The sequence below is a fragment of the Butyricimonas sp. DFI.6.44 genome (genome assembly GCF_022132345.1).
Taxonomy (GTDB): Bacteria; Bacteroidota; Bacteroidia; order Bacteroidales; family Marinifilaceae; genus Butyricimonas; species Butyricimonas muris.
In genome coordinates, this window is the sequence record NZ_JAKNJD010000009.1 from 241075 (window position 1) to 263680 (window position 22606).

Genomic DNA, 22606 nt, shown 5'->3' on the forward strand with positions numbered 1-22606 from the left:
TTGTTTTCGTTATGCGTCTCCGCTTTCCATTGCTGCCTCCAACTGTTCGTCCTTGAAGCGGACGAACTCGGCGGCGGATTCGTTGCCGACTGCAAGCCCTTTTTCCTCGCAGTAACGGGCGTATTCCTCCTGCCAGTCGGCGGAGAAATGATTGACGTAATCGAGCCAGCCGTATTCGCCGCTCTGCATCTTCCCGACAAGTACGTCTTCGGGATAATATTCGTTCTGTGCCATAATGTACGGATTGATGTTTTACTTATGGAGAGCTGTCGCACGATTGCGCTCGCCGCTCTTCTTCTGTTCGTTCCACAGCTCTTCGGTGTAGTCTTCCTCCGAAACGTAGTCAAGGTTACCGTCATCGTCCATGACCCAGCAGCCGTAGCACCCGAAGGTGTATTTGTCCCACTCTCGCTTGGGTTGGTTGCGCCATTGCTGCGCGTCGCCCGAACAGATGCGGATGCCGGTCTTGGCATGAAGGTCGATGCCCACTGTGGCAGGCTCGCCGCCCACGACTACCGTCAGCGGCTCGCCGTGCTGCATCCCGTTTACCTCCACCGTACCGAGGCGCATGACCTCGGCCAGCACTTTCAGGTTGCGTGCGATGATGGGCGTGGGGACATACATCACCTGTTTCGTCTCGGCGTCAATCTGTACGAAAGCCTTGCTGCTCCGTCCGTCCGACATTTCCACATCGGCGACAATCGCCTTGCCGTCGAGCAACTGTTTCTGCTGTGCTTCGTCATACCGCTCCAGTGGAGAGGATTTCAGTGCCGGATAGAACACCACATCCACCTGACCGTCGTCCATGCGGATAAAGGCAAAGCGGCTGCGGCTCTCGATTTGCCCGCCATGCTCGTCAGTGACACGCACGGGAAGCACGGGAGAATGCCGGCCGTTGCAGATGTCTTCCAACACACGCATCGGCAAGTCCTCGATCATTTCCCTTGTAAGACCGAATCGTTCCAGTGTCGAAAAGGGTAATTCATCAAATTCAATCTGAACTTTTTTCATACTATATTCATATTATAAAATTGTACTATACAAAGATAGAGACATCTTATTATGACGGACAAAAATACAGCTATATAAATGGTTGTAATATGCTGTTTTTATCTTCATTAGTACAATTATCTAATCAAAATCGTACTAATAGACGCAAAATATCAAACCAATACAAGAAATGACGGTAGTTTGTTTCCGACATGAAAATTCCCGTTATAACTTTGCCGAATGAGAAAAATTCTACTGATAGCAATATCGGGTATTTCATTCTGCACGATGCCCGTTCAGGCGCAGTTCAACACGATTGCCAAGACACCAGAAAGATACAAGGTAGAAGCCTTGCAGGAGGGTATGAAAAAGCCGGAGCCGACACCCGAAAGCATGGCTCCTGCACAGGAGACTTCGACAAAACCTGCCGATGAAAGTAAGAAGTTGTGGATTGACCGTTATCTCAGTGTGTCTTATCCATTGCAGCGCATCAGAATTACATCGCCATACGGCTACCGGAAAGACCCGTTTACCGGGAAGAGGAAGTTTCACGGGGGTATCGACCTGCACGCACGGGGCGAGCAGGTATTGGCCATGATGGAGGGGGTGGTCGTCAAAGTGGGACAAGACAAGACGTCCGGCAAGTATGTGACACTGCGGCACGGAAATTACACCGTCAGCTATTGCCACCTTTCACGGGTGCTGGCCGCCAAGGGTACGGTAGTCCGTCCCCGCGATGCCGTCGGTATTACCGGCTCGACCGGACGAAGTACAGGCGAGCACTTGCACGTCACCTGCAAGCTAAATGGCAAGAATATCAATCCCTCGGTTCTCTTCGATTACATCAAATCCATGCAGCAGGAGTGTGTGTCGGCATTAGCTGGACTGTTATAGGGCTGTTAAGCCAACACCTCATCCAGGTGACTGTAATTCAGAAGTTTGATTTCTCCAGCAGTATTTTCGAGTGTACCCGCATAGGCCACCGCCTTACCCAGTATGGTTTCTTTGACCCAGCCGTCCATTTGTTTCAACGCCTTCTCGAAGTCCGCATGGTAGGTCATCGCCGACTTGATTTCAATACCGTATAGCCCCGAATGTTTTTTCAACAGCAAATCGACCTCGTTCTGGTTCGAATCCCTGTAAAAATAGAGGTTGCTTTCCTTGCCTTGGTTATACCGCCGCTTCAAGGCTTCCGTTACGATGAAGTTCTCGAACAACGCCCCACGCATCTTGTCCCGTGCAAGCTGTTCCGGCGATTCGATGCCGAGCAGGTGACAGGCAAGCCCTGTATCCGTAAAATAGAGCTTGGGAGTTTTAGTCAGCCGTTTGCGTGTGTTCTCGAAATAGGGAGGTAGCAGGAAAACAATATAAGATGCCTGTAAGACGGACAGCCATGCCGTAACGGTATGTGAACTGACACCGATTTCGTTGGCCAGTTCAGAGGCTTTGAACAGCGATCCGATACGTCCGGCGCAAAGCCTGATGAATGTGTGGAACTGCATCATGTCCTTGATTTGTAGCAGGTCGCGCACGTCCTTGTCCAGATAGGTTTTCATGTACGCCGGATAAAGAAATTTGGGTATGTTACGGCCCGAATAAATGGCAGGGTAAAACCCGTTAAACAGCAGGTTGTCAAGAGGCGTATCGGTGATCTGCTCCCGTATTTCGGAGTATGACAGGGGGAGCAACTCGAAAACGGCGGTACGTCCTGCCAAAGACTGTGTAACCTTTTTCAGCATGGCAAACTGCGAACTGCCCGAAAGGATAAACCGCCGGTCGGCATCATTGTCCACCATACCCTGAATATACGACAGCAGGTTCGGAGCGTTGTGTACCTCGTCAAGAATCATGCCCTCCGTGTGCTGGTTCAGAAAAGCGACCGGGTCGTTTTCGGCGAAACTCCGGACATCAAGATTTTCCAACGAGTAATACGGTAGGTATGAGAACAAGTTGCGGAGCAGCGTCGTCTTTCCGGACTGGCGCGGTCCTGTTACCGTAATGACTGAAAAATAGCGGTAAGCCTCTTCTATCACGGCGGATAGCTCCCTGTGGATATATTTTGCCTCCATACTGTTTATGCAATTTTGAAATACAACTGCAAAATTACATAAAATACGATACACCGCAAATTTTTCAGGGTATTTTCTCACATCCCAAGCCGTTTTTTCTATCATATACGACTCTTCTTTTTTACAAAATCCTTGCTTTTACCGGCAGGTCATTCTTTACTCTTTTCGTCGGCGAATGTAGGACGAAGCGCATAATCGCCAAGCCGCATTGCATTCGGATGACGAAAACAGACTGTTACACGGTCGGTTTTCTATCCGGGTTTGGCTTATGATGCCACAGCTTCATCCTCTGGCTGCCTCAAAAAGCTGAAAACAAACCTGCACGGCAAACGAAAGCAGGGAAAAAGAAAAATCAGCATGATAGTTCAACCAATTAAAAGTAAACAAGTATGGTAGAAGAAATTAGACAAGACGACAAAGTGATATTATCGAGCGAAGACGGTTTTTCCGTCCCTATGATTTTCAACAACCTTTGTGGAAAGAATTTCATTGGCAAAGAATACAAGGACTATATCAGGCATATAGCCTTTGAGGAAATGGGACTTAAGCCGGGCATCGTGTCCCATTATCGGGACGGTGTTCTATATAAGAACGGCACAATCCCGGAACTTTGAACAGGTAAACCAAAATAGGAACAGCAAAAATCAAAATTTATACAAATATGGAAACAACAACTATTCATCCGGCAGAAGCCTATCTCCGAAACGAGCAGAATTCCACCTCTTTATATGTAAGGATTGCAGGACAACGTAGGCGATTATTCATCAACCGCAATGAAAACGTCATCGGCATTATTGCGCCAAGAAAACGAAAAAGCGGGTACATCTTCACGGATTGGGCAAGCATTGAGAAGATATACTATCCGTCATCCTCTCCCGAAGATGCAGCGGACATAGGAAAGAAACAGGTCTTGAAATACCAGAAACTTGCCCGACTTGCCACGCATACGAATGATTGGCTTCGCAAAATCGCTAATGCCGATTTGGATAAATCCCTCTACGAGAACCGCATCACGACCGGCACACGCATCGACGGCAAGTGTATCGGACTTGCCACCATCGAGAAGTATTGCAGCAGTTGGGATATGGCTCGTTTCAGAACGGCACTGAAGCAAGGCGAAAAGTTTTCCACCGGACGCTTCGACTTTTGTGGCTATGACGGTACGTTATGGTGTGAGCCACGCGAAAATGGAGATATGGCGGCTGGATTCAGCAAAGAATACAGGAATTGTGGCAACGGCTACTATTATCTGCTTATCAACGATGAATACATGATAGGCTATGACATAGACTGAGTTATATGCAAGACCGTATCGGGCAAAGTCTCGGTACGGTTTGTTGTTCCGATCGACCAACGGCCTTTTATAAAATTCCTTTCTCCCTCATATAGCCTTACATCCTGCGGCCAGTTTGCTTCAAGCAGCCTCACGCATTTTGTGTAACACGTTACATAAAGTGCGTGAAGCCCCTTTTTGCAAAAGGACGGACACGGACAGACTTGGCATTACAGGGGGCGGGATAAATCCTGCCCTCTGTAGTCCCAAGACAGTCCATCGGAAAGTCCGTCCCGGCTGGCCGCCTCACTCTTTTATTCATAAATCTTTCCTTTTCTAACGGATTCCCATTAAACCCAAGTCCGCTGCCGTGCGACCTACGGAACAGAATTTTCCGCAAAGGTAACCGGCGGCTCCAATCCTGCCAATGCCGGCATACTGCCGCAAATGACACGTAAAAATCTTCCTCTCCGCTGTCGAGCGTATTTTTCCGGATCAGCCTTGTCCGATTGTTCCCCGCCACCTTCTGAAAGCAGAAAAATCTTCCCGGCGGTCGCAAACAGACCGAACAAAGGGAAATAGTAATCTTGATTCATGAGTATTACAAAAACAATAATAAGTATGGAAATATTAAAAATAGTAATTCCCAAGTGGAATATAGCGGAAATTACTGGCTATGACCCGATGACAACCTTTTGGCAGGACTTCTCTATGGCAGACAAGTTCGGGAATGAAGCCATAGCTGACACATACAGAAAGGTTAAGGCAGAATGGAAAGATAACTACAAGCATTGGACAGAGCTGTGCCTTGTACTTAATCACAAAATTTGGCAATGGCACGAGCGGGACAACCAGAAAGCCACGCTCTATGACCGCCGAATGGCCAGACGAGCTGCAGGAGTATTACTTTCAAATAACGGATTAAAGCAATCGGTAGGACGGTGTGAAGTCTCCCCACTATAAACTCAAAACTATGACCGCTCAAGAAAAGATACAAAAAGTAACGGAAATATCCCAAAGCAAAGGCTGGAGTATAAGTGTGGATGACAAAAATAAATCAAATATTCAGTTCGACTTCCAACGCTATACCAACTATGGGCAGGATTTTAATTTCAGTGCCGAAATGAAATGTGAGGACATTGATACCCTCATTGCTGACATGGAACAATATTTCGAGGGTTTTGACCCGGATTACGAAGCCTATCTATGGATTGGAAATGATGGGCACGGTAAAAATGGCGCACCTTACCACATCAAGGACATTGTATCGGATATGGAGGAAGCGGAAAAACAAATACACGACTTGTTGGAAGCACTTGAGACAGAATTTATCTAATGCGCATGATGATGATTTATAAGACTAATTCCAAAATGAGCTTATTTTGCTGTTATACAACAAATACTAAATGTAGTATATACTAAGGTTAGTAAAGTAGGATATTAGGAAATATCCCATCAGAAATGATAGAATGCACTACATTTAGTCAATCAGTATTTTAGTATAGTAGTAGATGCTATAATACTAAAATATACAAAAGTAGTAAAATAGTATACACTAATAATAGTAAATACTAAAAATAGTATTATCTTTGTATCAGATATAAAGACACGAAATTATGACAAAAATAATCGCAGTTTTGAACCACAAGGGCGGTGTCGGAAAGACAACTACCACCATCAATCTTGCTGCCGCATTGCAGCAGAAGAAAAAGCGTGTACTGCTCATCGACATGGACGGTCAGGCAAACCTCACGGAATCCTGCGGTCTCTCCATCGAAGAGGAACGGACGGTGTACGGAGCGATGAAAGGCGAATATACCTTACCGGTATTCGAGTTGGAAAACGGTCTTTCCGTTGTACCGTCCTGCCTCGATTTGTCGGCGACAGAATCCGAGCTTATCAACGAGCCGGGGCGGGAATTAATACTAAAAGGGCTGATTGCAAAATTGCTTGAAACCCGTAAATTCGACTATATCCTGATTGACTGTCCGCCCTCGCTGGGTTTGCTGACACTGAACGCCCTCACATCGGCGGATTTCCTGATTATCCCGGTACAGGCGCAGTTCCTCGCCATGCGCGGAATGGCAAAGATTACAAATGTGGTCGGGATTGTCAAGGAACGTTTGAACCCAAACCTAAATATCGGCGGCATTGTCATCACCCAGTTTGACAAGCGCAAGACGCTCAACAAAAGTGTGGCGGAACTAATCAGCGAATCGTTCTGCGACAAGGTATTCAAGACCGTCATCCGGGACAATGTATCATTGGCCGAAGCTCCGATAAAAGGCATGAATATCTTTGAGTATAACAAGAACAGCAACGGGGCAAAGGACTACATGGAGTTAGCAAAAGAAGTGTTGAAATTAAAATAAAAACGATATGGGCAAAAGTGATTCATTGAAAAACGGCATGAGAAGCGGACTGGACGGCTTGCTGTCATCCACCGGGAAGTCCACGCAAAAGAAAGAACCTGCACCGGTCAAAACGGAAAAAGAGCCTGCTGTACATTGCAACTTTGTCATAAACAAAAGTATTCATACCCGGATGAAGTACCTCGCCATCGAAAAGAATATGTCTCTACGGGACATCGTGAACGAGGCGATGAAAGAGTATTTGGAAAAGCACGAGAAATAACCGGTACGGCGGTTGTAGTCCCCATCCGATATACCTTTTATAGCATACCGCTATCTTATGGGCACGTCCACAAGGTAGCGTTTTTCCTGTTTATACCCTCCTGGGTGTTCTCCTGTTCTATTACCTCTTATAACCGCATGGTTGTATTACTTTTTTATTTATTCCACTTGCCGCTTGTCCGGCCTCGTTCCTGCCATCGCCGGTTGGTTTTCCAGACGCAAATTTGGACTGCCGCGCTTGATTTCACCGCTTTGAAGTGCATTTCTCGTAAAATTCTTCCTTCCTGCGAAAGAGTAATTTTCCGGAAAAAGCGTTGAAAATAGCTTGTTCGTCAGTCCCTTGAAGCATCTGTAAATCCCAAGCGGTTCAGGCAGAGAAAAGAACCGAAAAAAGGGAAAATAAAAAAATCAAATATCAACCAATTAAATTTTATGATTATGGCAACAACAGCAGTTCAAGCAGTAGAGAAGAACATCACATCGGTAGCATTGGCAGACATTCAGCCGAGTAACTACAACCCACGTAAGAACTTTGACGAGACAAGCCTTGCGGAACTTGCCGAGAGCATCCGTCAGCAGGGAGTGCTTCAGCCTATCGGTGTGCGCCCTATTGCGGACAACCGTTTCGAGATTGTATTCGGAGAACGCAGATACCGTGCTTCCCTCATGGCTGAATTGGCGGAAATTCCGGCTATCGTCATGGAAATTTCAGACGAGACAGCCGAGGAAATGGCGATTACCGAGAACCTGCAGCGTAAGGATGTGACCCCGATTGAGGAAGCCAACGCCTACCAAAAGCTCATAGACAGCGGTCGCCACGATGTACAGTCCTTGACCGTGCAGTTCGGCAAGACGGAGGCATATATCCGTACACGACTTAAATTCGTTTCCTTGATACCCGAAATCGCTTTGCTGTTGGAGCAGGACGAAATCACAATCAGCGTGGCAAGTGAAATCTGCCGTTATGGGGAAGAGATACAGCGTGAGGTGTACGACCAACATCTGAAAGAGGGGGTGCAGTACAATAGTTGGCGAGGCATGAAAGCTTCCGAGGTGGCACAAAGCATCGAACGGCAATACACCGCAGACCTCAATCGCTATTCATTCGACAAAACCCTTTGTCTTTCATGCCCTCACAATACCAATAATATGATGTTGTTCTGTGAGGGTGGTTGCGGAAATTGCGCCAACCGCGCTTGCTTGGTGGAAATGAACACATCGCACCTTACCGAAAAGGCTATGCGGCTCATGGAACAGCACCCTGCCGTTCCCCTCTGCCACGAAAGCTACAATTACAATGAAGCTGTCATCGACCGACTTACCGCTATGGGCTACGAAGTGGAAAGCCTTAAAACCTATGCAACGAAATACCCCGAAAGCCCCCAAGCACCTCAAAAAGAGGATTATGATACCACCGAGGAATACGAGGATGCAGAAAAGGATTACGGGCAGGAATTGAACGGTTACACCGAAAAATGCGAAGCAATCCGCACCCGAAGCGAAGCAGGAGAAATCTCCCTCTATCTCCGTATTGAGAGCAACGACATTACACTGTGCTATGTTGCAAATACCGCTACCACCGTAAACGGTACAGCAACCGAAATGCCGCTTTCACCTATCGAGAAGTTGGAAAAGCAGGACAAACGCAACAAGGAGATTGCCCTCGAAAAGACCGTTGAAGACACCAAAAAGCGGATTTTAGAGGTCGATATGTCAGAGCGCAAATTTGGACAGGACGAGGAGAAAATGGTGTATTTCTTCCTGCTCTCCTCACTCCGCAAAGAGCATTTCAATGAGGTGGGAATTGAAGATAAAGGTTCTTATTACTACCTTACGAGCGAGGACAAAATGCGCATCATCGAGAACCTTACCGCCAAGCAGAAAGCCGTTATCCGCAGGGATTATCTGATTGCCAATTTCAAGGACGCATTCGGTAACAACGCCACAGCCTCCCTGTTGCTTGGCTTCGCCCAAAAGCATATGCCCGAAGAACTTGCCAATATCCAAGACGGATATAATGAAGTGTACGAAAAGCGGCACCAACGCATTAAGGAAAAAAAAGCCGCTTTGCAGGAACAAGCCACGCAGGAAGCGGAACAACCCGATGAACCGCAACCCGAAGCGGAAGCACAGACCGAACCGCAAACGGAAGAAATAGCTGCCTGACAAATGTTGTTGTCATAACGAATAGGGGGGGGGAAATCCGCCCTCTATTCATTTTTGTATGCTCCGGACAAAGGACCCAAGTACCTCTTTTAACTTTCTGACGAACCCGTCACCACCCACCCTTCCTCCATTCATAGCTTTCGTTTCCTCTCTTTTTTACCATTTTCAACTTCCCTTTTATAGCGTTTCCCCAGCTTCATTCCCTGTCAGCCCCGGTTTGGTTTTATCAGATGCAAAGGTCGGCCGTCGCGCTTGATCCGGCGGCTTGAAATGTATTTCCTGCAAATTCTTCCTTCCCTCAGAAAGAGTAATTGGCAGGAAAAGCCTCCCGTATGAAGCTGTACCGACAACCGTTTACCGCATCTATAAAATCCCAAAGCGGTTCCGACAGAAAGGAATCGAACGGAGGGAATAAAAAACAAATCATTAAAATTCAAGATTATGGACAACATCAAGGAAAGCAAGGAGTACCAGCTCGCCAAAGACTGGGAAAGAGCAGTGAACGATTACGGCTTCAATCCCAAACGGTTTGCAGCCGCTATCCCCGAAATGCACCCCACGCTGCAGCAAAGCCTTTACAGGTTGGTAAAGGAGTGTATCGTGGTCATGGCAGACGAGACACGCAATTACGATGACCGCAACCGTGCATCGCACGAAGAAGCGAAGTGTATCATGGAATACCTCAAGGCAAACGGGAGACATATCCCATTAAGATAACAGGCGTATGAAAACGAAAGAACTACAATTTGACGGCAATATCTACATCTGCCGTATCGTGAAATCCAACGAAGGTGAAGAACTACTTATCGGCTCTACCGCTCTGCTCGATGCACTTCATCCGGGCAGTTTCGAGGACGAGAGCGAAGGTTTTGCAAGTAAGGAAGCCGAACAAATATATGACGAGGTTTTCTTTTTCGCCGATGCGAAGACCCTCAAATTACCGGACGATGAACTCATCACGGAATTAAAAGAGGATAACCCCGAATGGTTCAACTAACATAAATCAATAATCATATTAAAAATCAAAGTTATGGATAAAGAGTATGTAATGCACATCGCACAGACCATCAAAGAACAATTACTGTCATTTACCCCCATACCCGTCTTTATGTCGTGGGGAGTCAGCGAATTTGTCGCTACGGTATTCCAAGAATTACCGGCACTGCGGCTGAAAGTAAACGGACGGTTACACGCCGGATATGTCGTTATCGCTCTCAACGGCTCTGATTACTACGAGGTCTATCTACTGAAAGAAGATGATAGCAATGCAAAGTGTGTCAATGAAGAAGTCTGCTTCGACGAACTGGGCGATGTTATCGACCGGGCTATCGAAAGCGGTACAGACAAGGAGGAATACGATAAATTCTGCGACCGGCAACTTGCCGAACTTTTAAGCGGTACACGAGCTTAAATAAGCGAACTACCATATAAATAACACTGCCCCCATTTTCACGCGGGCAGTGTTATTTGTATGAGGTTGGATGCGTCCAAGCCGCAATATCCTATTATAAACTTACTTTTGAAATTCTTGTTCCACTTTTACCGTTACATACATCTGGTTACGGCTTGTGGGATTGTCCGGCTCCGTCATTTCCAATACCCCTGCACCAATCATCGGATTGATATAGACCTCCATAAGATTTTCCCTATCTTTCAATCCTAAATGTTGCAAAATATCAGATAGGGATTGCGGCTCAACACAGAACTCCAAGATTTGCTCTTTTCTCAAATCCTGCTTGCGAGGTTTTCTTGTCGGGTTTTCATCCCTAACTGCAAGGTCAGCACAACATAGTCCGGACGTGTTTCCTCGGCTACAGTAGGAAGCGGCCAACCCAAAGACTGCCAACCGCTCACAATCTTATCCACACCGCTACCGGCTTTCTCGGCACGCCCCAGACACATGAACATCTAAGTGAGTAGATTGGCAGCAAAGCGAGTGCAGGAAACCGGAACGCTAAAAATACCGAATAAGACCCACACGGCACTATAATATGTTGGCATTCTGCCCTGTATATCCCGTATTTTTCGTACCTTTGCGGCACAAAAACGTATGTATATGGAACAACAAGTTATCCCATCGGATTATACACAATATGCAGAGGCAGTAGAGATAATCAAACATGCCATCGAACGCTGCCGGTATAGAAGTGCGGCTGCGGTCAACAAAGAAACTCTCTCGTTGTATTTTGGAGTGGGGAAATTCGTGTCTGAAAATTCCCGCATCGGCTGTTGGGGTACTAAAGCATTGCCTACCATATCAAAGCTCCTTCAACGGGAGTTGCCCGGTCTGCACGGCTTTTCTGAATCGGGGTTGAAACGGATGCGCTCATTCTATGAGGAATGGAGGACGTTTTTAATTCGTCCAACAGTGTTGGGCGAATTGGAAAACCATTCGTCGGAAAAGGGTACGGCTTTAATTCATCCAACAGCGTTGGGCGAATTGGATATTGACGAGCATCTACTGCTGCAACTTATCGGGCAACCGGTCAATACCGAATTTACCTGGGACGATTTTGTCAAGATTAGCTTTTCACATCATATTGAAATCCTGACTCGTTCAAAAGACATCGCAGAACGATTGTTCTATATCCATTGTGCCGCTCAAAATGCGTGGTCGCTATCCTCTCTCAAAAATTACTTGAAAGAAGACATCTATTCAAATCGCGGATCTTTGCCGAGCAACTTCCTTCAAGTGCTGCCCGAAGCCATTTATGCCGTAAAAGCGACATTGGCGTTCAAGGATGAGTATATGCTCGAAATGGTTAATCTGGAGAATGTGGGAGAACGCGAACAGGACTGGAACGAAAAGGTCATCGAAAACCAAATCGTAACCAATATCAAGCAGTTCATTCTCCGTTTTGGAAACGACTTCACTTTTATCGACAGTCAGCATCGCCTGATAGTTGCCGGAGAGGAAATGTTTGCTGACCTTGTATTCTTCAACAGAGAACTGAATGCCAGCGTAATCGTGGAATTGAAACGGGGCAAGTTCCGCCCGAATTATCTCGGACAGCTTAGCGGTTATCTGACTGTATATGATATGACCGACAAGAAACCGCACGAGAACCCTTCAATCGGTATTGTCCTATGTCAGGATGCCAACCGCCAATTTGTCGAAATCATGGTGCGCGACTATGATAAGCCTATGGGCGTGGCGACATACCGCACAGCCCAAGAAATGCCGGAAAATTTGCGCAAGACTCTACCGGACATCGACAAATTACAAAATCTGCTGTCGGAAAACGATTCCAAATCGGAAACTGTCAGATGATTCATTTATGTCCGCAAGATTTCGGGTAGCTGAATGGAATACAAAAATCCCTGCAATAACCACGTAAATTATTGCAGGGATTTTGATTTATTTCGCCCCACGCTTGTTCAGTACATCCGCTATCATGTCTTTTACATCCTGTCCGACTTGTATGAAATTTTTATACAAGATGCGTTCCCGTTCCTCCCTCGACTTGAAAGTGTAGAACTTCGGTAGCGGTACATAGGCCGCTTCCTCCGCTTTTATCTCCCTCATATCGAAATCCGTCTTGCAGAAGAACTTTGTAGTCTTGAACTCTTCCGACTCCTGAATGTTCATCGAGCCTCCCGTACCGGTTTTCGTCTTCACGAAATCACGTGCCGTCTGTCCGCAAATCCATCCCGTCGCCATATCCGAAATTTTCGAGGCGGGTACAAGACTGTCCATGTTCTCATTGAGATTGATACTCGTTTTGTCCCGGTCGATCGTCACGCCCTTTTTGACCTGTACCACCTTGCCGAAAATGTCATTCGACAACCATTCCAGTGTCTCTTTTGCGCGAGCTGAACCGCTTACCACGTTGCCCACTGTCGTGATGATTTTTTGCATTCCCACTTTTCCGTAGTCAGCCTCCAACTGCGGCAACTCCTGAAAACCCAGCGTTACGCTTACCTTGTTGCTTCTCGCCGTACCTATCAGTCGGTCTATCTTGTGGAAATACAGTGTCGGTAGCTCATCCACGATGATGCTGACCGGAATATTTTTCCCCTGCCCGGTGTTCACACGGGTAACGAGACGGTTCAATATCAGAGCGTTCAACGCTCCGATGATACTTTCCATTTCCGGATCGTTGGCTATCAGCAGATAACTGGGTGACTTGGGGTCACTAACTTTCAGGTCGAAATCGTCCCCATCCTTGTGGAATATCCAGTAAGATTCCTTTGTAGCCAAACGGCTGGTATAGACACGCAGCGTACCTATCATACCTTCCAACTGTTCCATCGCCTTGTTTTTGAAGGCCGTTTGGAACGGGCCGAGCAACGGCGCGACCTCGTTGTCCGTCTCAAGTACCTCAAAAATAGTCTGGTAGCTCTCATTGAGAAATGAAAGGATATGCGGCATATCCGAGTATTTTCCAAGCCAATAGGCAGGTTCCACGATGCTGCCACCCTCACGGTCACGAACGACACCCGTCGGCTTCCAGAACTTCGTCTGCGGATCTTGCCGTTTCTCCGCATACAGTTTCTTTCCGTTTGCATCGTAGGGTTCCCGCTCGTAGTTCACGAAAAAGTAGATACAGGCGGCAAGAAAGTTCACGGCAGAAGTCTGAAAGAACTGGTCACTGCCTCCGCCTCCCTCTTTCTTGCCTTTCTGCAGGGATTCCAACAGGGTTTCCGCCGTTTCGCTCGCCGCCGCAAGATTATTGATGTACTTTGCCTGAATGGGGTTCACCCGTTTGCTGTACTCCACATCCACGAAGTTGATGATGTTGAACTTGCATCCTTTTGGCACTTTGCCGAGCTTCTGGTTTTTCTTGTAATGATAGTAAAGTTTAGTGGCAAGTGTCGGAAATTTGTAGTCATAGACCACCATCGCGAAGCCCTTGGCACTATGTTGGCGGATGAACGGTTCTATGATACTGAACGTCTTACCGCTACCTGGAGTTCCAACCACCCATGTTCCTCTGAAACAGTTGCTTATCGACACCCATCCCTTGCGAAATTTACCTTTGTAATAGTACCGCATCGGTATATTCACGCTATACTGGTTCTCATCCTTCTCTTCGCTCTGCTCGAAACTTTCATTCTCGAAGTTAAACCGGTCTTTACCCAGTCCCTCCTTGATGAACTTCGAGATGTTATCCAATGCGATATGCACCAATATCACACCGACCAGCGTAGCCGCCATATAGAAGATGATGTTCAGCGGCAGGGTGTAGAGCCTCGTTTCCATCGTATGATGGTACAGCCACACGGAGAACACAATCAAGAACAATCCGCAGATAAGTGGATATAACACTTGCCTGCGTGCGTCAAACTCCAAGTGTTTTTTGTTGCGTGTGCCGATACAAGTGATGCAGATGAGTAGGAAGGTCGCTATCTTACTATACACGAGGTTGCCGTCGTTATAGATCATCCATCGCTTGATGCGCCCGTGTATATCAATCAATATGCCGCCCCAGTGGTCGAGCATGGCAAGGTCTATGGCATACTCGAAGAACTCCATCAGCACGGAGATATAGATGACCGCACGGAATATTTTGTAAAATCCTTGTAGTTCCTTGCTTTCTTCCATTGTCTTTGTCCTTTCCCTCTTTTCGTTCCTACCTGTTCAGTGTGATAATCGGCCGCACCTTGTGCGCCTGTGTCTTCGGGGTCTCCTGCATCGCACCGCTTCCTGTCGAGTAAAGCCACGCTTTCGCCGTTTCCTGTCCGGTTACCTCCGTCGATGTCCAGTACCAGCAGTCGTTTTCATCCAACGGCAGCGGATGGCCGCCACACCGTTCGATGACAGGATTGACGGTTTCCCGGACGGCATACAGCAGCCGCATCTGTGCCACCGACGGGATATAGGCACTCTGTCCGTACCGCCACAGGTCAAAGACCGCTTCCGCCATAGGCGAAGCCGTCTCCCGTGTGTCGTACAGCGCAAAGGTGTTCATGTTCCCGTCCAAAGCCTCGATGTCGGCCGACGTCCCTTGTGCGACACCGAGGCTGTCGGCAAAAGCTGCCGGAGCAATGTCCCACAGGTAAACCGCATAGCCGTTCCCTTCCGTACCTTCACGGTGTTCGGTATCGAAGACAACCGCTATTGCCCGTTTTCCCGACTGTTCATACTGTACGTAGGATAAAGCCGTACCGTCCTCGCAGAGAATATGTCCCGGACGTACCGCCGTATCAGGTACGTCGATATGGGCGTCACAGGCAGCGCACAATACCGCCGTCACTGCCATTGCAAACCATTGAATCTTTCGTATCATGTTATTTTCGTTTTTTGTTTTTCCTTTATTTTATCGGCAGTTTCACCCCCAGCACGATACCTGTCCGCAGCAAATCCGCCCCTTTTATCATCATGTCACTCTTTACCTGCCAGAACAGTGTGCATCCCGACCGCAGCACATAATTGTGCTCGTAACCCACATGGATTCCGGCAAGAAACTTGTTCGTGTCGCTCCCTGCCGAAGCTCCGATACGCAAGTTGCCGTAATGGTTGCGTCCACGCACCACACAAGGTTTGTACGCCACACCGAAACCGTAAGTGCGATAGTTGCGCCAGAAGGATTCCGGACAAATATGACCGCAAGATTTACATTCCGTCCATTTCAGATAGCCGTTGGCGAAAAACTCCCACGCATGGCGGTAGTTCATTTCATGTTCGTAAGCAAGCGTTACGTCCATGCCGTTCTCATACAGCAATCCCACTCCAAGCGAGAGGCGGCCGCTGTTACGCTGCGCACTTGCATTCATGAAGACGCACATGCAGGCAAGCATCAGTATTATCGTCTTTTTCATCGTCATTCCTCCTCCAATAAAGCGGTGTTAAATGAATCGGCCGACAGCACATCCTCGTAGTCAATGTTCAGGCTGATATTGCGCCCGCTGATTTGTTGTTCCGTCATTTCGATGGTCAGCAGCTTGTCGTTCGGAAAGGTCATCTTTTTCACGACAATCACGTTCCGGTAGCCGTGCTTGAACGTCTTGCCGTGTTCCAATACCAGGGCAGGCGTCAGCTCGATGGTCTGCGCGTTGGTTGCCTTCGAAAGTTTCTTGTCCGACAGTTTCACCCGTATCTCGTCGATGTCGAAACGGATGTTCGTTTTGTTCTCGATGGAAAAGTCGATGAAGAAATAGTCGCCCACCGAGTAAATATTGTTCAGGCGCATTACCATTCGGTGCGCCTTGGTCGCCACGTTGCGGATTTTCGCGGGCGAGTTCCACACCCGTCTTGCAAAACGCACCATGTCGGCTGTGGACATCGAGACCGTAGGATTGTTGTAGGCATCCCGTTCCTGTAGCTGAATTTCCTTGTCTGCCACCGCCTCGCTTATCCGCGTGGTGTAGATGAGTGCATACTGCGTGCGATAGCGTTCCGTTACGATGGTGACGATGGCCAGCACTTCACCGTCCTCGTGTCCCGTCTCTTTGGGCTTCAACCGGATGATGTTCTCAATGGGTTGGTCGCCCGCCACCTTGTCTGTGGAAATATCCACGAAGCGGACCGGTTCCGTGGCTGTGATGACGGTCGTTACCTGTTCATTGACAGTCAGCCGTTCCATCTCTTCGTATGTACGCTGAGCCTGTGCGTTCCGTGTGGCAAAAAGTCCTGCCGCCAGAAGAAATGCAGTTACAATTATTTTCTTGTTCATATCGTTTCTGTTGATATTGTTTATTTCTTTATTTCCCTTATTTCGCTTTCTTTAATCCATGACCACGTTCCAGTTCCTCCCGAATCCGTCGTCCGACAATTTCGCAATACGTCGGTTCAATCTCGAATCCGATGTAATGCCGCCCCGTGCGGATGGCGGCAATGGCGGTCGTACCCGAACCGATGCAGTTGTCCAGCACCACATCGCCCTCGTTGGTATAGGTACGTATCAGGTACTCTATCAAGGCTACCGGCTTCTGTGTCGGATGATAGAATGCTCCTGTCTTGTGTTCCTTGGGTATGGAAATGACAGAGGTCGGGTACTTGTCTTCGGCAACACGCACCGGAGCCAGTTTCATTTCACCGTAACAGCGGTTCGTGAAACCGTCCGTCTTGCGGCGTCCATGATTCCTCCGTTCCGGTGGACACGGCGTCATTTGAGGATGATATACCGGCTGACGGTCGTAGAACACGATGATGTCCTCATGCTGGCGTAGCGGCATCCGGTTGGCATTCAGGTGACCCGTTACCCGGTCTTTCCGCCACACGAGGTTATACCGCCACATCCGGGGTTGCGAGAGCATGAGTTGCGCCGAGAAAATGCCCTGCGCAAAGAGGATAACGGGGCTTCCCGGCTTGGTGATCCTGCGGTACTGTTTCCACAACGCTTCGAGCGGTATCTGCCTGTCCCAGTGTGCCGCCTTGTTGCTACGGTTCAACACGCCGTAAGGCAAATCCGCTATCACGGCATCGACACTGCCGTTCGCCATGAGCTTCATACCCTCGATACAGTCCATATTATATATGTTGTCAATCTCTATCATGGCTTCCGTTTTTACTGTTTCTCACGTCCGTTCACCAGATAGACGAAAGTGCCGTATTTCAGCTTTACCTTATTTTTTTTGATAGCTTTGCCGATGGCATTGCTCGTTTTCTGGTAGGCATTCGTAGCGGCTTGCATTCCCCATTGCGAGAGACTGTTGCCGTAACTGCCGGTATTCATGTTCAGATTCCCCGACACCGCACCGCTTGCCACATCCTTGCTCGTTTCCCGGAACTGGCTGTTCGGTACATAAAGCCCTTCCATGCCGTCCGTGTCGTAAAGGGACAGGCTGACCTTCACCAGTTCGTCCTCGATGAGAATGCTGGTGATGTTCCCCTTCACACGCCCCGACGAGAAGCCGCTCATGGTGGCATACAGATACGACCCTCGTTTGACCACGCACTCGTTGATCTCCACGTCGTCGAGCAGACGCAACCGCACACGCGAGCCGTCCACCGCCTTGATGTCCTCGTCGATAATGGCCTTTATCAGTTTCGGTTCACGGGCATTGACCGCAAGCGTATTGAAGTAATCCGAAGCCGTCTTTACCTTGCGTACCACTTCGCTGGGCGGTTCGTTCTCTGACGGGGCTTTTACCGAACGGCTCTCTTCCTCTATTTTTCCCTTGACCTCTATGGTTGCCGTCGGGGGTTGCGCCGATGCGGTACTGTCCGTATCGGTCGCCGGTAATACCTCATTGCGTCCTCTCAACCTTGCTTCGGCAAGGGCTTTCTCCAGTTCCGCGAGAGCTTCTTGCTCGCGTGTCTTGGCATCGGCAATTTGCGCTGCCGCAGCCTTTTCCTGCTGTTGCTCATCGAGCAAGGCGATGTCGTCCACCGTGTATTGCGATTCATATTCTTCCTTGTTGTCATCGGGTTCATCTCGTTCTATGTTATCCACTGCGGAGTAATCCTGTATCTTACCCCATGATTTGGCCATGTTCTCGTACTTGCTGCCTATGCCGTCACCGCCTTTAAGCCGGGCATCCGGCAAATCGGGGTTCAAAAACTCCGTTGTCTGCAGCGTCTTGTCCGGAATCTCCGCCGTTTCGGTATGAAACAGGTCGAAGATGAAGTACGATGCAACCAGAAGCGGGATATACAGGACAGCCGGAAGCATATACTTCGGCTCCCTGAAATTGATTTTATCAAATATCTTCATCATACATCTTTTAATTGAGTTGTACATACTTGCCTTCAATGCTGCAGTTTTTCAGCACTTCTGCGTTTTCCACTCCGAATGCGATCAGGATGCTGCCGCAACCGGGAGAATCGCCGCGTGTTCCGTCCGGGCGGTAAAACCGGATGCGGTGGCGCAGGAATTTCATGCCCGTCGCTTTCTCGAAAATGACGTCCTGAAACATTTTGGAATCGCAACGGTTGAACAACAGCGCGATGCCGTTGCCGTGTTCCGCCAGCTTTCGGACAAACTGTTCGATAAGGGGACGCGAGTACGGAGGATTGAGCCATACACGCCCTTCCCATTTCAGGGACAATCCGTCCATGTTCCGGTCATACATGACTTCGGCGGTCGGCCACAACGGACGGATAGGGGCGCAAGGGTCAAGGTCGAACCTGCCTAACGCTTTCAACACCTCCTTCGGGGTGTACCATTCGTCCGACGAGCGGACTGATTTTTCAAATCGTGTATTCATAAGCACTCCTTTATTGCGGTTCATATTTCTTGTTCTCGTTCCGATTTTCCCTTATTTCACCCCCTTGCAGCCTCTTGTGTCTTTCCCGTAGCACCGAATCCTGCATTTCCGTCGCCGTGCGTGTCGGCCGGCTGTTGCGGTATGCCATTGTAATGCGATAGATGTTCCAAGTGAACCCTCCGATAGCGAAACCAAAGACGATGACCAGAAAAAGTATCCGGTGTGCGTTGGCGAATCCCTGCACCTTGGCGGCAGCCTTGTCAATGCGTGTCGCTTGGGCGAACTTTCGTCCGGCGGACACCTCCCGCTCGTAACGGTCTTTGTATTTCGGATCGTTCTTGTCCGGCATCTTTTCACCGAAGAGCATCCGCCTGAATCCCTTGATATTCATAAACTCCGTTGTTTAGTAGTTGATCTTCGTTTTCTGTTCGATGTCCTTGTTCAGCAGGGTTCGCCAGTTCACGATAAGCAATCCGTGCGGGTTGTTTTCTGTTCGGGGCACACGCTTAAGTTGCCCCGCCGTGACCAGTTCCCGCATGAGGATGTTGCTCCGCCGCTCAATGCGTTGCCGTCCGTAGTAAGTGAACTCCATCTTCTCCTTGTTGAAAGCCACGCTGTCACAATAGATGGAGAACACCGAACTCGTACCCAAAATGTTGGAGTAGAAACCCTTTTCCTTGAGCGTGTTGTATTGTGCCAACCCCGTCTCATCCACCAGATACATCGCTTTTTCCATCGTATAGCGGATGTATTTGTCATCTGGCGGTAACGTGAAAAAATAATGGTGGAACATTTCCACATGGCTTTTAGCTTCCATGTCAAGCGTTTCGTCCATTGTCGTGCGGTTCACGAGGATAGGCACGTTGCCGTCCAGCACATACACCTTCTTCTGCGCATCCGAGACCATCGTCCGGGCTGTCCAGATACTTGACAAGCTGATGATGACACATCCCACGAGAAAAGCGGTACAGATGATGCCCACCAGTCTTATTTTGTTTTCCAAATTCTTGATGACCATCGGTTATTCCCTTTTACCGTTCAACATCTGTACATATTCCGTGTGCAGCATGGGTATGACCGCATCCCGAAGTTCCGTCAAAAGATTCTCGAACTCCGCCGAGAATATCTCCACGTAATAGCCCTGCATCTCCACGTGGACAAGCACCCACCAGATTCCTCTTTTGCGCTTACCTGCGTTCCGCTGCAGCAGGGCAAGACGCAGCTTGTACGTCAGGTACGTCACCAAGGGGGCGATGTACCGGTCGTCGTACTCGAAGGCTTCGTCCAGTTCTTCATACTGCGGGTCGATGCGGTGGTTTTCCGTCACCTCGCAAACCTCTTTTCTCGCTCGTTCCTGTGCAAAGGACATGAATTTCTCATCCTTGCACCAACTTTTGATTTTCTCTTGCAATTTCATGTTGTTATGATTTTTATTGGGTTTATATTATCTTTTGCGGATTATCTCATGATGCCGCCCAACCCTCCGGTTGCCGTCATCTTCGCCTGCTGTGCCACGCCCTCGCCGAAGTTTCGGGTAGAGAATGCCGTGTCGCCCTCCGGTATCATCCATGCCGCCAAGTCCGGAACAAGGTTCAGGCACTTGAGGGCTACAATCGAAGCCGCCATCAGGTAGCCTGCCGAGAAGAACGAGTTTTGCAGGTAGGCAGCCATCGTCTGCTCGCTGGCGGTTATCGCCGTCAGGTTCTCGATTTGGATGCACAATACAATGTCAAAGAGCAGCAGCACATAGAAGCCCACGAAGTAGAGCATCGCCCCGTAGAAATGCACCGTCAGATAGCGTGTCAGCCACTTCGCCCAAGCACCTTCCCATTTCGGCAGGATGCTGAACGCCCACTGTATCGGTCCGAAAATCGTCAGCATTCCCAACAGGATTTGTTGGCAGTAAATCGTTGCCCACCAACCGATTCGGAACACCACGAGAGCAATCAACATGATGATTTTGTCTATCCCCACGATGACTCCTGCCGTCAAAGACGTGAACCACAACTTCGCCGCATCCTTTTCCATGCTCGTCACTTCGTCCACGCCGGTCTGCTCCATTGTCGCCTCTATCAGGTTGGGATCGGATGTGCCCGTGTGGGCGACATCCGCCTGCGCCTGCAGGTTCGTGTACATCGTGTCACGCACATGGATGAGCTGTTGAACTTCCTCGAACCTGTCCGATATCTGTGAAGCTTCAGCTTCGTACAGGTCATGGGTGTACGACCCGATGCAATTCGGGATGTAGGACAGAAAGTCCAGAAAACACCAGTTGTTCCGGCTCCCCGCCATACCCGTGTCCGCAGGCGGATACCACCAGCAGATGATAATCGACACGGCAAGCGGCCTAAACAGCTTCATAACGTCCAACGGCTCGTGCTTTACCATCATCTTGTAGGCGATACCTGCCGCCATGACGATGGAGAACAGTGCCGCGAGTGCCATGCACATCTGCAATATCCACCAAAAAGGACCCTGCGCACCGGTAAAAGTCGCGTCCGTCAGAAACTCGTTGGTCTGAAAGATGACATCATCTATTTCCTCCTCCAACAGGTTGATGCCGAAATCCGAAAGTATATCTCCGTTTGCCATAGCCCTGTCTTTTTATTTCCCTCTGTTTACACTCTCGTTGTCATCTTCGCCGTTTCCGTTGCCGCCCGATTGCGAGCCACGCACCGCAAGGCGTGATTCCTGCCACCGGCTCATGGCATTGCGGACAATGCCGCCCTTATGCAGGGTACGGTTGTCCGTTGCGTTCAGCAGTGTGCTTGTTGCCGTTGCGTTCTGACGCTTGGCGAGGTAGCTCACTAAAATCTCGTTCTGCCGTGCCACATCCTCGTAGATGCGCAGATACTCCTTCTTTCGCTGGGCGTTTGGCATATAGGCGTCTTTCGTGGCGTTGATGGCGCACTGATAGACGTGGTAGTATTCCGTCCACCGTTCCTTGTCGGCCGGAGTACCGCCGGACAGGAGAATACGGTCGATGTTGCGCCGGAACCGGTCCATCTGTCTGCTGACCTTATCGCCCTCGGCAAGCCACGCGATGTCCGCCTGCCGGTCGGCAACGTTCAACGCCTCGACCTTCGCCCGCTTGACCAAAGCCGAATCAATGGCTTCCGCTTCGTCCACCTGGTTGTAGAGATTGATACCGGCAAGTGTGCGGAACGAGAGCTTGTTTTTGGCCGCCGCCGACTTCTTGTATTTGTTGTGCAGCACGGAATAATAGAGGTCGGGCGAGAGTGCGCCCGTACCGGTTTCCATGACCGTTACCTGATTCTGCTTCGGCGAATCATGGTTGTACGTTACATACTGTGCGTGTACGGCTGTCGTTACGGTGACCGCCACTGCCATGAGTAATAGTTTTCTGTTCATATTCTTCTCTT

The 22606-nt window shown here is 49.0% G+C and carries 30 protein-coding genes; 12 read left to right on the forward strand and 18 right to left on the reverse strand.

What is annotated here, in order from left to right; all coding sequences use genetic code 11:
* Positions 1 to 9 precede the first annotated feature (9 nt).
* A complete protein-coding gene (locus tag L0M98_RS14110) occupies positions 10 to 234 on the reverse strand; it encodes a hypothetical protein (protein WP_004320530.1) in 225 nt (74 codons plus the stop codon).
* Between the two features lie 18 nt (positions 235 to 252).
* Entirely contained in the window at positions 253 to 1011 is a 759-nt protein-coding gene (locus tag L0M98_RS14115; protein ID WP_004320528.1) for a DUF4099 domain-containing protein, read from the reverse strand.
* Between the two features lie 219 nt (positions 1012 to 1230).
* On the opposite strand from L0M98_RS14115, the gene L0M98_RS14120 reads away from it, so the two are divergent.
* Entirely contained in the window at positions 1231 to 1884 is a 654-nt protein-coding gene (locus L0M98_RS14120) for a M23 family metallopeptidase (protein ID WP_004320525.1), read from the forward strand.
* A 5-nt stretch (positions 1885 to 1889) separates the two neighbouring features.
* Here the strand turns inward: L0M98_RS14120 and L0M98_RS14125 are convergent, their stop codons facing one another.
* Positions 1890 to 3164 (reverse strand): ATP-binding protein, encoded by a 1275-nt coding sequence (locus L0M98_RS14125; RefSeq protein WP_004320523.1) that lies wholly within the window; start codon positions 3162 to 3164, stop codon positions 1890 to 1892.
* A gap of 284 nt (positions 3165 to 3448) precedes the next feature.
* Between L0M98_RS14125 and L0M98_RS14130 the strand changes: the two genes are divergently transcribed.
* Together L0M98_RS14130 and L0M98_RS14135 are read left to right on the forward strand one after the other, a co-directional pair.
* Complete coding sequence (locus L0M98_RS14130) at positions 3449 to 3673, forward strand: DUF7688 family protein (protein WP_004320520.1); 225 nt, start codon at positions 3449 to 3451, stop codon at positions 3671 to 3673.
* 47 nt (positions 3674 to 3720) lie between these two features.
* The gene (locus L0M98_RS14135; protein WP_004320516.1) at positions 3721 to 4353 is read left to right on the forward strand and encodes a hypothetical protein; all 633 of its coding nucleotides are present in this window, start codon (positions 3721 to 3723) and stop codon (positions 4351 to 4353) included.
* A 356-nt stretch (positions 4354 to 4709) separates the two neighbouring features.
* Here L0M98_RS14135 and L0M98_RS14140 read toward each other — a convergent pair whose 3' ends face one another.
* On the reverse strand, positions 4710 to 4928 hold the full coding sequence (locus L0M98_RS14140; RefSeq protein ID WP_004320514.1) for a hypothetical protein: 219 nt from the start codon (positions 4926 to 4928) through the stop codon (positions 4710 to 4712).
* A gap of 25 nt (positions 4929 to 4953) precedes the next feature.
* Here L0M98_RS14140 and L0M98_RS14145 point away from each other — a divergent pair, with 25 nt between their 5' ends.
* The 8 genes from L0M98_RS14145 (at position 4954) to L0M98_RS14180 (ending at position 10542) form a co-directional block, all read left to right on the forward strand.
* A complete protein-coding gene (locus L0M98_RS14145; RefSeq protein ID WP_004320512.1) occupies positions 4954 to 5295 on the forward strand; it encodes a hypothetical protein in 342 nt (113 codons plus the stop codon).
* A 10-nt stretch (positions 5296 to 5305) separates the two neighbouring features.
* Positions 5306 to 5668 (forward strand): hypothetical protein, encoded by a 363-nt coding sequence (locus L0M98_RS14150; RefSeq protein WP_004320510.1) that lies wholly within the window; start codon positions 5306 to 5308, stop codon positions 5666 to 5668.
* Positions 5669 to 5948: 280 nt separating this feature from the next.
* Positions 5949 to 6704, forward strand: coding sequence for a ParA family protein (locus L0M98_RS14155; protein WP_004320508.1), 756 nt, complete (start codon positions 5949 to 5951; stop codon positions 6702 to 6704).
* Positions 6705 to 6711: 7 nt separating this feature from the next.
* Entirely contained in the window at positions 6712 to 6966 is a 255-nt protein-coding gene (locus L0M98_RS14160) for a hypothetical protein (RefSeq protein WP_004320506.1), read from the forward strand.
* A gap of 437 nt (positions 6967 to 7403) precedes the next feature.
* Positions 7404 to 9131 (forward strand): ParB/RepB/Spo0J family partition protein, encoded by a 1728-nt coding sequence (locus tag L0M98_RS14165; RefSeq protein ID WP_004320504.1) that lies wholly within the window; start codon positions 7404 to 7406, stop codon positions 9129 to 9131.
* Between the two features lie 441 nt (positions 9132 to 9572).
* Positions 9573 to 9848, forward strand: a complete 276-nt coding sequence (locus L0M98_RS14170; protein ID WP_004320502.1) for a hypothetical protein — start codon at positions 9573 to 9575, stop codon at positions 9846 to 9848.
* 7 nt (positions 9849 to 9855) lie between these two features.
* Entirely contained in the window at positions 9856 to 10128 is a 273-nt protein-coding gene (locus L0M98_RS14175; RefSeq protein WP_004320500.1) for a hypothetical protein, read from the forward strand.
* A 33-nt stretch (positions 10129 to 10161) separates the two neighbouring features.
* Positions 10162 to 10542 (forward strand): hypothetical protein, encoded by a 381-nt coding sequence (locus tag L0M98_RS14180; protein WP_004320499.1) that lies wholly within the window; start codon positions 10162 to 10164, stop codon positions 10540 to 10542.
* Between the two features lie 102 nt (positions 10543 to 10644).
* Here L0M98_RS14180 and L0M98_RS14185 read toward each other — a convergent pair whose 3' ends face one another.
* The gene (locus L0M98_RS14185; RefSeq protein ID WP_008782489.1) at positions 10645 to 10860 is read right to left on the reverse strand and encodes a Fic family protein; all 216 of its coding nucleotides are present in this window, start codon (positions 10858 to 10860) and stop codon (positions 10645 to 10647) included.
* A complete protein-coding gene (locus tag L0M98_RS14190; protein ID WP_008782490.1) occupies positions 10857 to 11039 on the reverse strand; it encodes a hypothetical protein in 183 nt (60 codons plus the stop codon). Before L0M98_RS14190 ends, L0M98_RS14185 begins: the two co-directional genes overlap by 4 nt.
* Positions 11040 to 11187: 148 nt before the next feature.
* On the opposite strand from L0M98_RS14190, the gene L0M98_RS14195 reads away from it, so the two are divergent.
* Positions 11188 to 12402, forward strand: coding sequence for a PDDEXK nuclease domain-containing protein (locus L0M98_RS14195; protein WP_004320495.1), 1215 nt, complete (start codon positions 11188 to 11190; stop codon positions 12400 to 12402).
* An 87-nt stretch (positions 12403 to 12489) separates the two neighbouring features.
* Here L0M98_RS14195 and L0M98_RS14200 read toward each other — a convergent pair whose 3' ends face one another.
* Genes L0M98_RS14200 through L0M98_RS14255 form a run of 12 tightly spaced genes read right to left on the reverse strand, consistent with a single transcriptional unit; the run spans position 12490 to position 22595 of the window.
* Positions 12490 to 14676 (reverse strand): type IV secretory system conjugative DNA transfer family protein, encoded by a 2187-nt coding sequence (locus L0M98_RS14200; RefSeq protein WP_004320491.1) that lies wholly within the window; start codon positions 14674 to 14676, stop codon positions 12490 to 12492.
* Between the two features lie 28 nt (positions 14677 to 14704).
* Positions 14705 to 15361: a hypothetical protein gene (locus L0M98_RS14205; protein ID WP_004320488.1), complete on the reverse strand. Its 657-nt coding sequence runs from the start codon at positions 15359 to 15361 to the stop codon at positions 14705 to 14707.
* A 25-nt stretch (positions 15362 to 15386) separates the two neighbouring features.
* Positions 15387 to 15899, reverse strand: coding sequence for a hypothetical protein (locus L0M98_RS14210; protein ID WP_004320486.1), 513 nt, complete (start codon positions 15897 to 15899; stop codon positions 15387 to 15389).
* The gene (gene traN, locus L0M98_RS14215) at positions 15896 to 16747 is read right to left on the reverse strand and encodes a conjugative transposon protein TraN (protein ID WP_004320485.1); all 852 of its coding nucleotides are present in this window, start codon (positions 16745 to 16747) and stop codon (positions 15896 to 15898) included. Before traN ends, L0M98_RS14210 begins: the two co-directional genes overlap by 4 nt.
* Before the next feature lie 37 nt (positions 16748 to 16784).
* A complete protein-coding gene (locus L0M98_RS14220) occupies positions 16785 to 17570 on the reverse strand; it encodes a DNA-methyltransferase (RefSeq protein WP_004320483.1) in 786 nt (261 codons plus the stop codon).
* A gap of 11 nt (positions 17571 to 17581) precedes the next feature.
* A complete protein-coding gene (traM, locus tag L0M98_RS14225) occupies positions 17582 to 18733 on the reverse strand; it encodes a conjugative transposon protein TraM (protein WP_005680011.1) in 1152 nt (383 codons plus the stop codon).
* A 7-nt stretch (positions 18734 to 18740) separates the two neighbouring features.
* A complete protein-coding gene (locus L0M98_RS14230; protein WP_004320479.1) occupies positions 18741 to 19223 on the reverse strand; it encodes a DNA N-6-adenine-methyltransferase in 483 nt (160 codons plus the stop codon).
* A gap of 10 nt (positions 19224 to 19233) precedes the next feature.
* Positions 19234 to 19614, reverse strand: a complete 381-nt coding sequence (locus L0M98_RS14235; protein WP_004301338.1) for a hypothetical protein — start codon at positions 19612 to 19614, stop codon at positions 19234 to 19236.
* Between the two features lie 12 nt (positions 19615 to 19626).
* Positions 19627 to 20241, reverse strand: coding sequence for a conjugative transposon protein TraK (gene traK / locus L0M98_RS14240; protein ID WP_004320476.1), 615 nt, complete (start codon positions 20239 to 20241; stop codon positions 19627 to 19629).
* Positions 20242 to 20244: 3 nt separating this feature from the next.
* Positions 20245 to 20640: a hypothetical protein gene (locus tag L0M98_RS14245; protein ID WP_004320474.1), complete on the reverse strand. Its 396-nt coding sequence runs from the start codon at positions 20638 to 20640 to the stop codon at positions 20245 to 20247.
* A 41-nt stretch (positions 20641 to 20681) separates the two neighbouring features.
* Positions 20682 to 21815 (reverse strand): membrane protein, encoded by a 1134-nt coding sequence (locus L0M98_RS14250; protein ID WP_008645383.1) that lies wholly within the window; start codon positions 21813 to 21815, stop codon positions 20682 to 20684.
* Positions 21816 to 21827: 12 nt separating this feature from the next.
* Complete coding sequence (locus L0M98_RS14255; RefSeq protein ID WP_004320453.1) at positions 21828 to 22595, reverse strand: DUF5045 domain-containing protein; 768 nt, start codon at positions 22593 to 22595, stop codon at positions 21828 to 21830.
* Positions 22596 to 22606 lie beyond the last annotated feature (11 nt).

What these genes read in the sequence shown, in the direction of transcription:
- L0M98_RS14150 (WP_004320510.1), top strand. Translation starts at nt 5,306, where the DNA reads ATGACCGCTCAAGAAAAGATACAAAAAGTAACGGAAATATCCCAAAGC.
- L0M98_RS14110 (WP_004320530.1), bottom strand. Translation starts at nt 234, where the DNA reads ATGGCACAGAACGAATATTATCCCGAAGACGTACTTGTCGGGAAGATG.
- L0M98_RS14220 (WP_004320483.1), bottom strand. Translation starts at nt 17,570, where the DNA reads ATGATAGAGATTGACAACATATATAATATGGACTGTATCGAGGGTATG.
- traM (WP_005680011.1), bottom strand. Translation starts at nt 18,733, where the DNA reads ATGATGAAGATATTTGATAAAATCAATTTCAGGGAGCCGAAGTATATG.
- L0M98_RS14205 (WP_004320488.1), bottom strand. Translation starts at nt 15,361, where the DNA reads ATGATACGAAAGATTCAATGGTTTGCAATGGCAGTGACGGCGGTATTG.
- L0M98_RS14125 (WP_004320523.1), bottom strand. Translation starts at nt 3,164, where the DNA reads ATGATAGAAAAAACGGCTTGGGATGTGAGAAAATACCCTGAAAAATTT.
- L0M98_RS14170 (WP_004320502.1), top strand. Translation starts at nt 9,573, where the DNA reads ATGGACAACATCAAGGAAAGCAAGGAGTACCAGCTCGCCAAAGACTGG.
- L0M98_RS14165 (WP_004320504.1), top strand. Translation starts at nt 7,404, where the DNA reads ATGGCAACAACAGCAGTTCAAGCAGTAGAGAAGAACATCACATCGGTA.
- L0M98_RS14140 (WP_004320514.1), bottom strand. Translation starts at nt 4,928, where the DNA reads ATGAATCAAGATTACTATTTCCCTTTGTTCGGTCTGTTTGCGACCGCC.
- L0M98_RS14210 (WP_004320486.1), bottom strand. Translation starts at nt 15,899, where the DNA reads ATGACGATGAAAAAGACGATAATACTGATGCTTGCCTGCATGTGCGTC.
- L0M98_RS14200 (WP_004320491.1), bottom strand. Translation starts at nt 14,676, where the DNA reads ATGGAAGAAAGCAAGGAACTACAAGGATTTTACAAAATATTCCGTGCG.
- L0M98_RS14145 (WP_004320512.1), top strand. Translation starts at nt 4,954, where the DNA reads ATGGAAATATTAAAAATAGTAATTCCCAAGTGGAATATAGCGGAAATT.
- L0M98_RS14135 (WP_004320516.1), top strand. Translation starts at nt 3,721, where the DNA reads ATGGAAACAACAACTATTCATCCGGCAGAAGCCTATCTCCGAAACGAG.
- L0M98_RS14180 (WP_004320499.1), top strand. Translation starts at nt 10,162, where the DNA reads ATGGATAAAGAGTATGTAATGCACATCGCACAGACCATCAAAGAACAA.
- L0M98_RS14120 (WP_004320525.1), top strand. Translation starts at nt 1,231, where the DNA reads ATGAGAAAAATTCTACTGATAGCAATATCGGGTATTTCATTCTGCACG.
- traN (WP_004320485.1), bottom strand. Translation starts at nt 16,747, where the DNA reads ATGAACAAGAAAATAATTGTAACTGCATTTCTTCTGGCGGCAGGACTT.
- traK (WP_004320476.1), bottom strand. Translation starts at nt 20,241, where the DNA reads ATGGTCATCAAGAATTTGGAAAACAAAATAAGACTGGTGGGCATCATC.
- L0M98_RS14230 (WP_004320479.1), bottom strand. Translation starts at nt 19,223, where the DNA reads ATGAATACACGATTTGAAAAATCAGTCCGCTCGTCGGACGAATGGTAC.
- L0M98_RS14115 (WP_004320528.1), bottom strand. Translation starts at nt 1,011, where the DNA reads ATGAAAAAAGTTCAGATTGAATTTGATGAATTACCCTTTTCGACACTG.
- L0M98_RS14195 (WP_004320495.1), top strand. Translation starts at nt 11,188, where the DNA reads ATGGAACAACAAGTTATCCCATCGGATTATACACAATATGCAGAGGCA.
- L0M98_RS14235 (WP_004301338.1), bottom strand. Translation starts at nt 19,614, where the DNA reads ATGAATATCAAGGGATTCAGGCGGATGCTCTTCGGTGAAAAGATGCCG.
- L0M98_RS14245 (WP_004320474.1), bottom strand. Translation starts at nt 20,640, where the DNA reads ATGAAATTGCAAGAGAAAATCAAAAGTTGGTGCAAGGATGAGAAATTC.
- L0M98_RS14160 (WP_004320506.1), top strand. Translation starts at nt 6,712, where the DNA reads ATGGGCAAAAGTGATTCATTGAAAAACGGCATGAGAAGCGGACTGGAC.
- L0M98_RS14250 (WP_008645383.1), bottom strand. Translation starts at nt 21,815, where the DNA reads ATGGCAAACGGAGATATACTTTCGGATTTCGGCATCAACCTGTTGGAG.
- L0M98_RS14255 (WP_004320453.1), bottom strand. Translation starts at nt 22,595, where the DNA reads ATGAACAGAAAACTATTACTCATGGCAGTGGCGGTCACCGTAACGACA.
- L0M98_RS14155 (WP_004320508.1), top strand. Translation starts at nt 5,949, where the DNA reads ATGACAAAAATAATCGCAGTTTTGAACCACAAGGGCGGTGTCGGAAAG.
- L0M98_RS14175 (WP_004320500.1), top strand. Translation starts at nt 9,856, where the DNA reads ATGAAAACGAAAGAACTACAATTTGACGGCAATATCTACATCTGCCGT.
- L0M98_RS14190 (WP_008782490.1), bottom strand. Translation starts at nt 11,039, where the DNA reads ATGTTCATGTGTCTGGGGCGTGCCGAGAAAGCCGGTAGCGGTGTGGAT.
- L0M98_RS14130 (WP_004320520.1), top strand. Translation starts at nt 3,449, where the DNA reads ATGGTAGAAGAAATTAGACAAGACGACAAAGTGATATTATCGAGCGAA.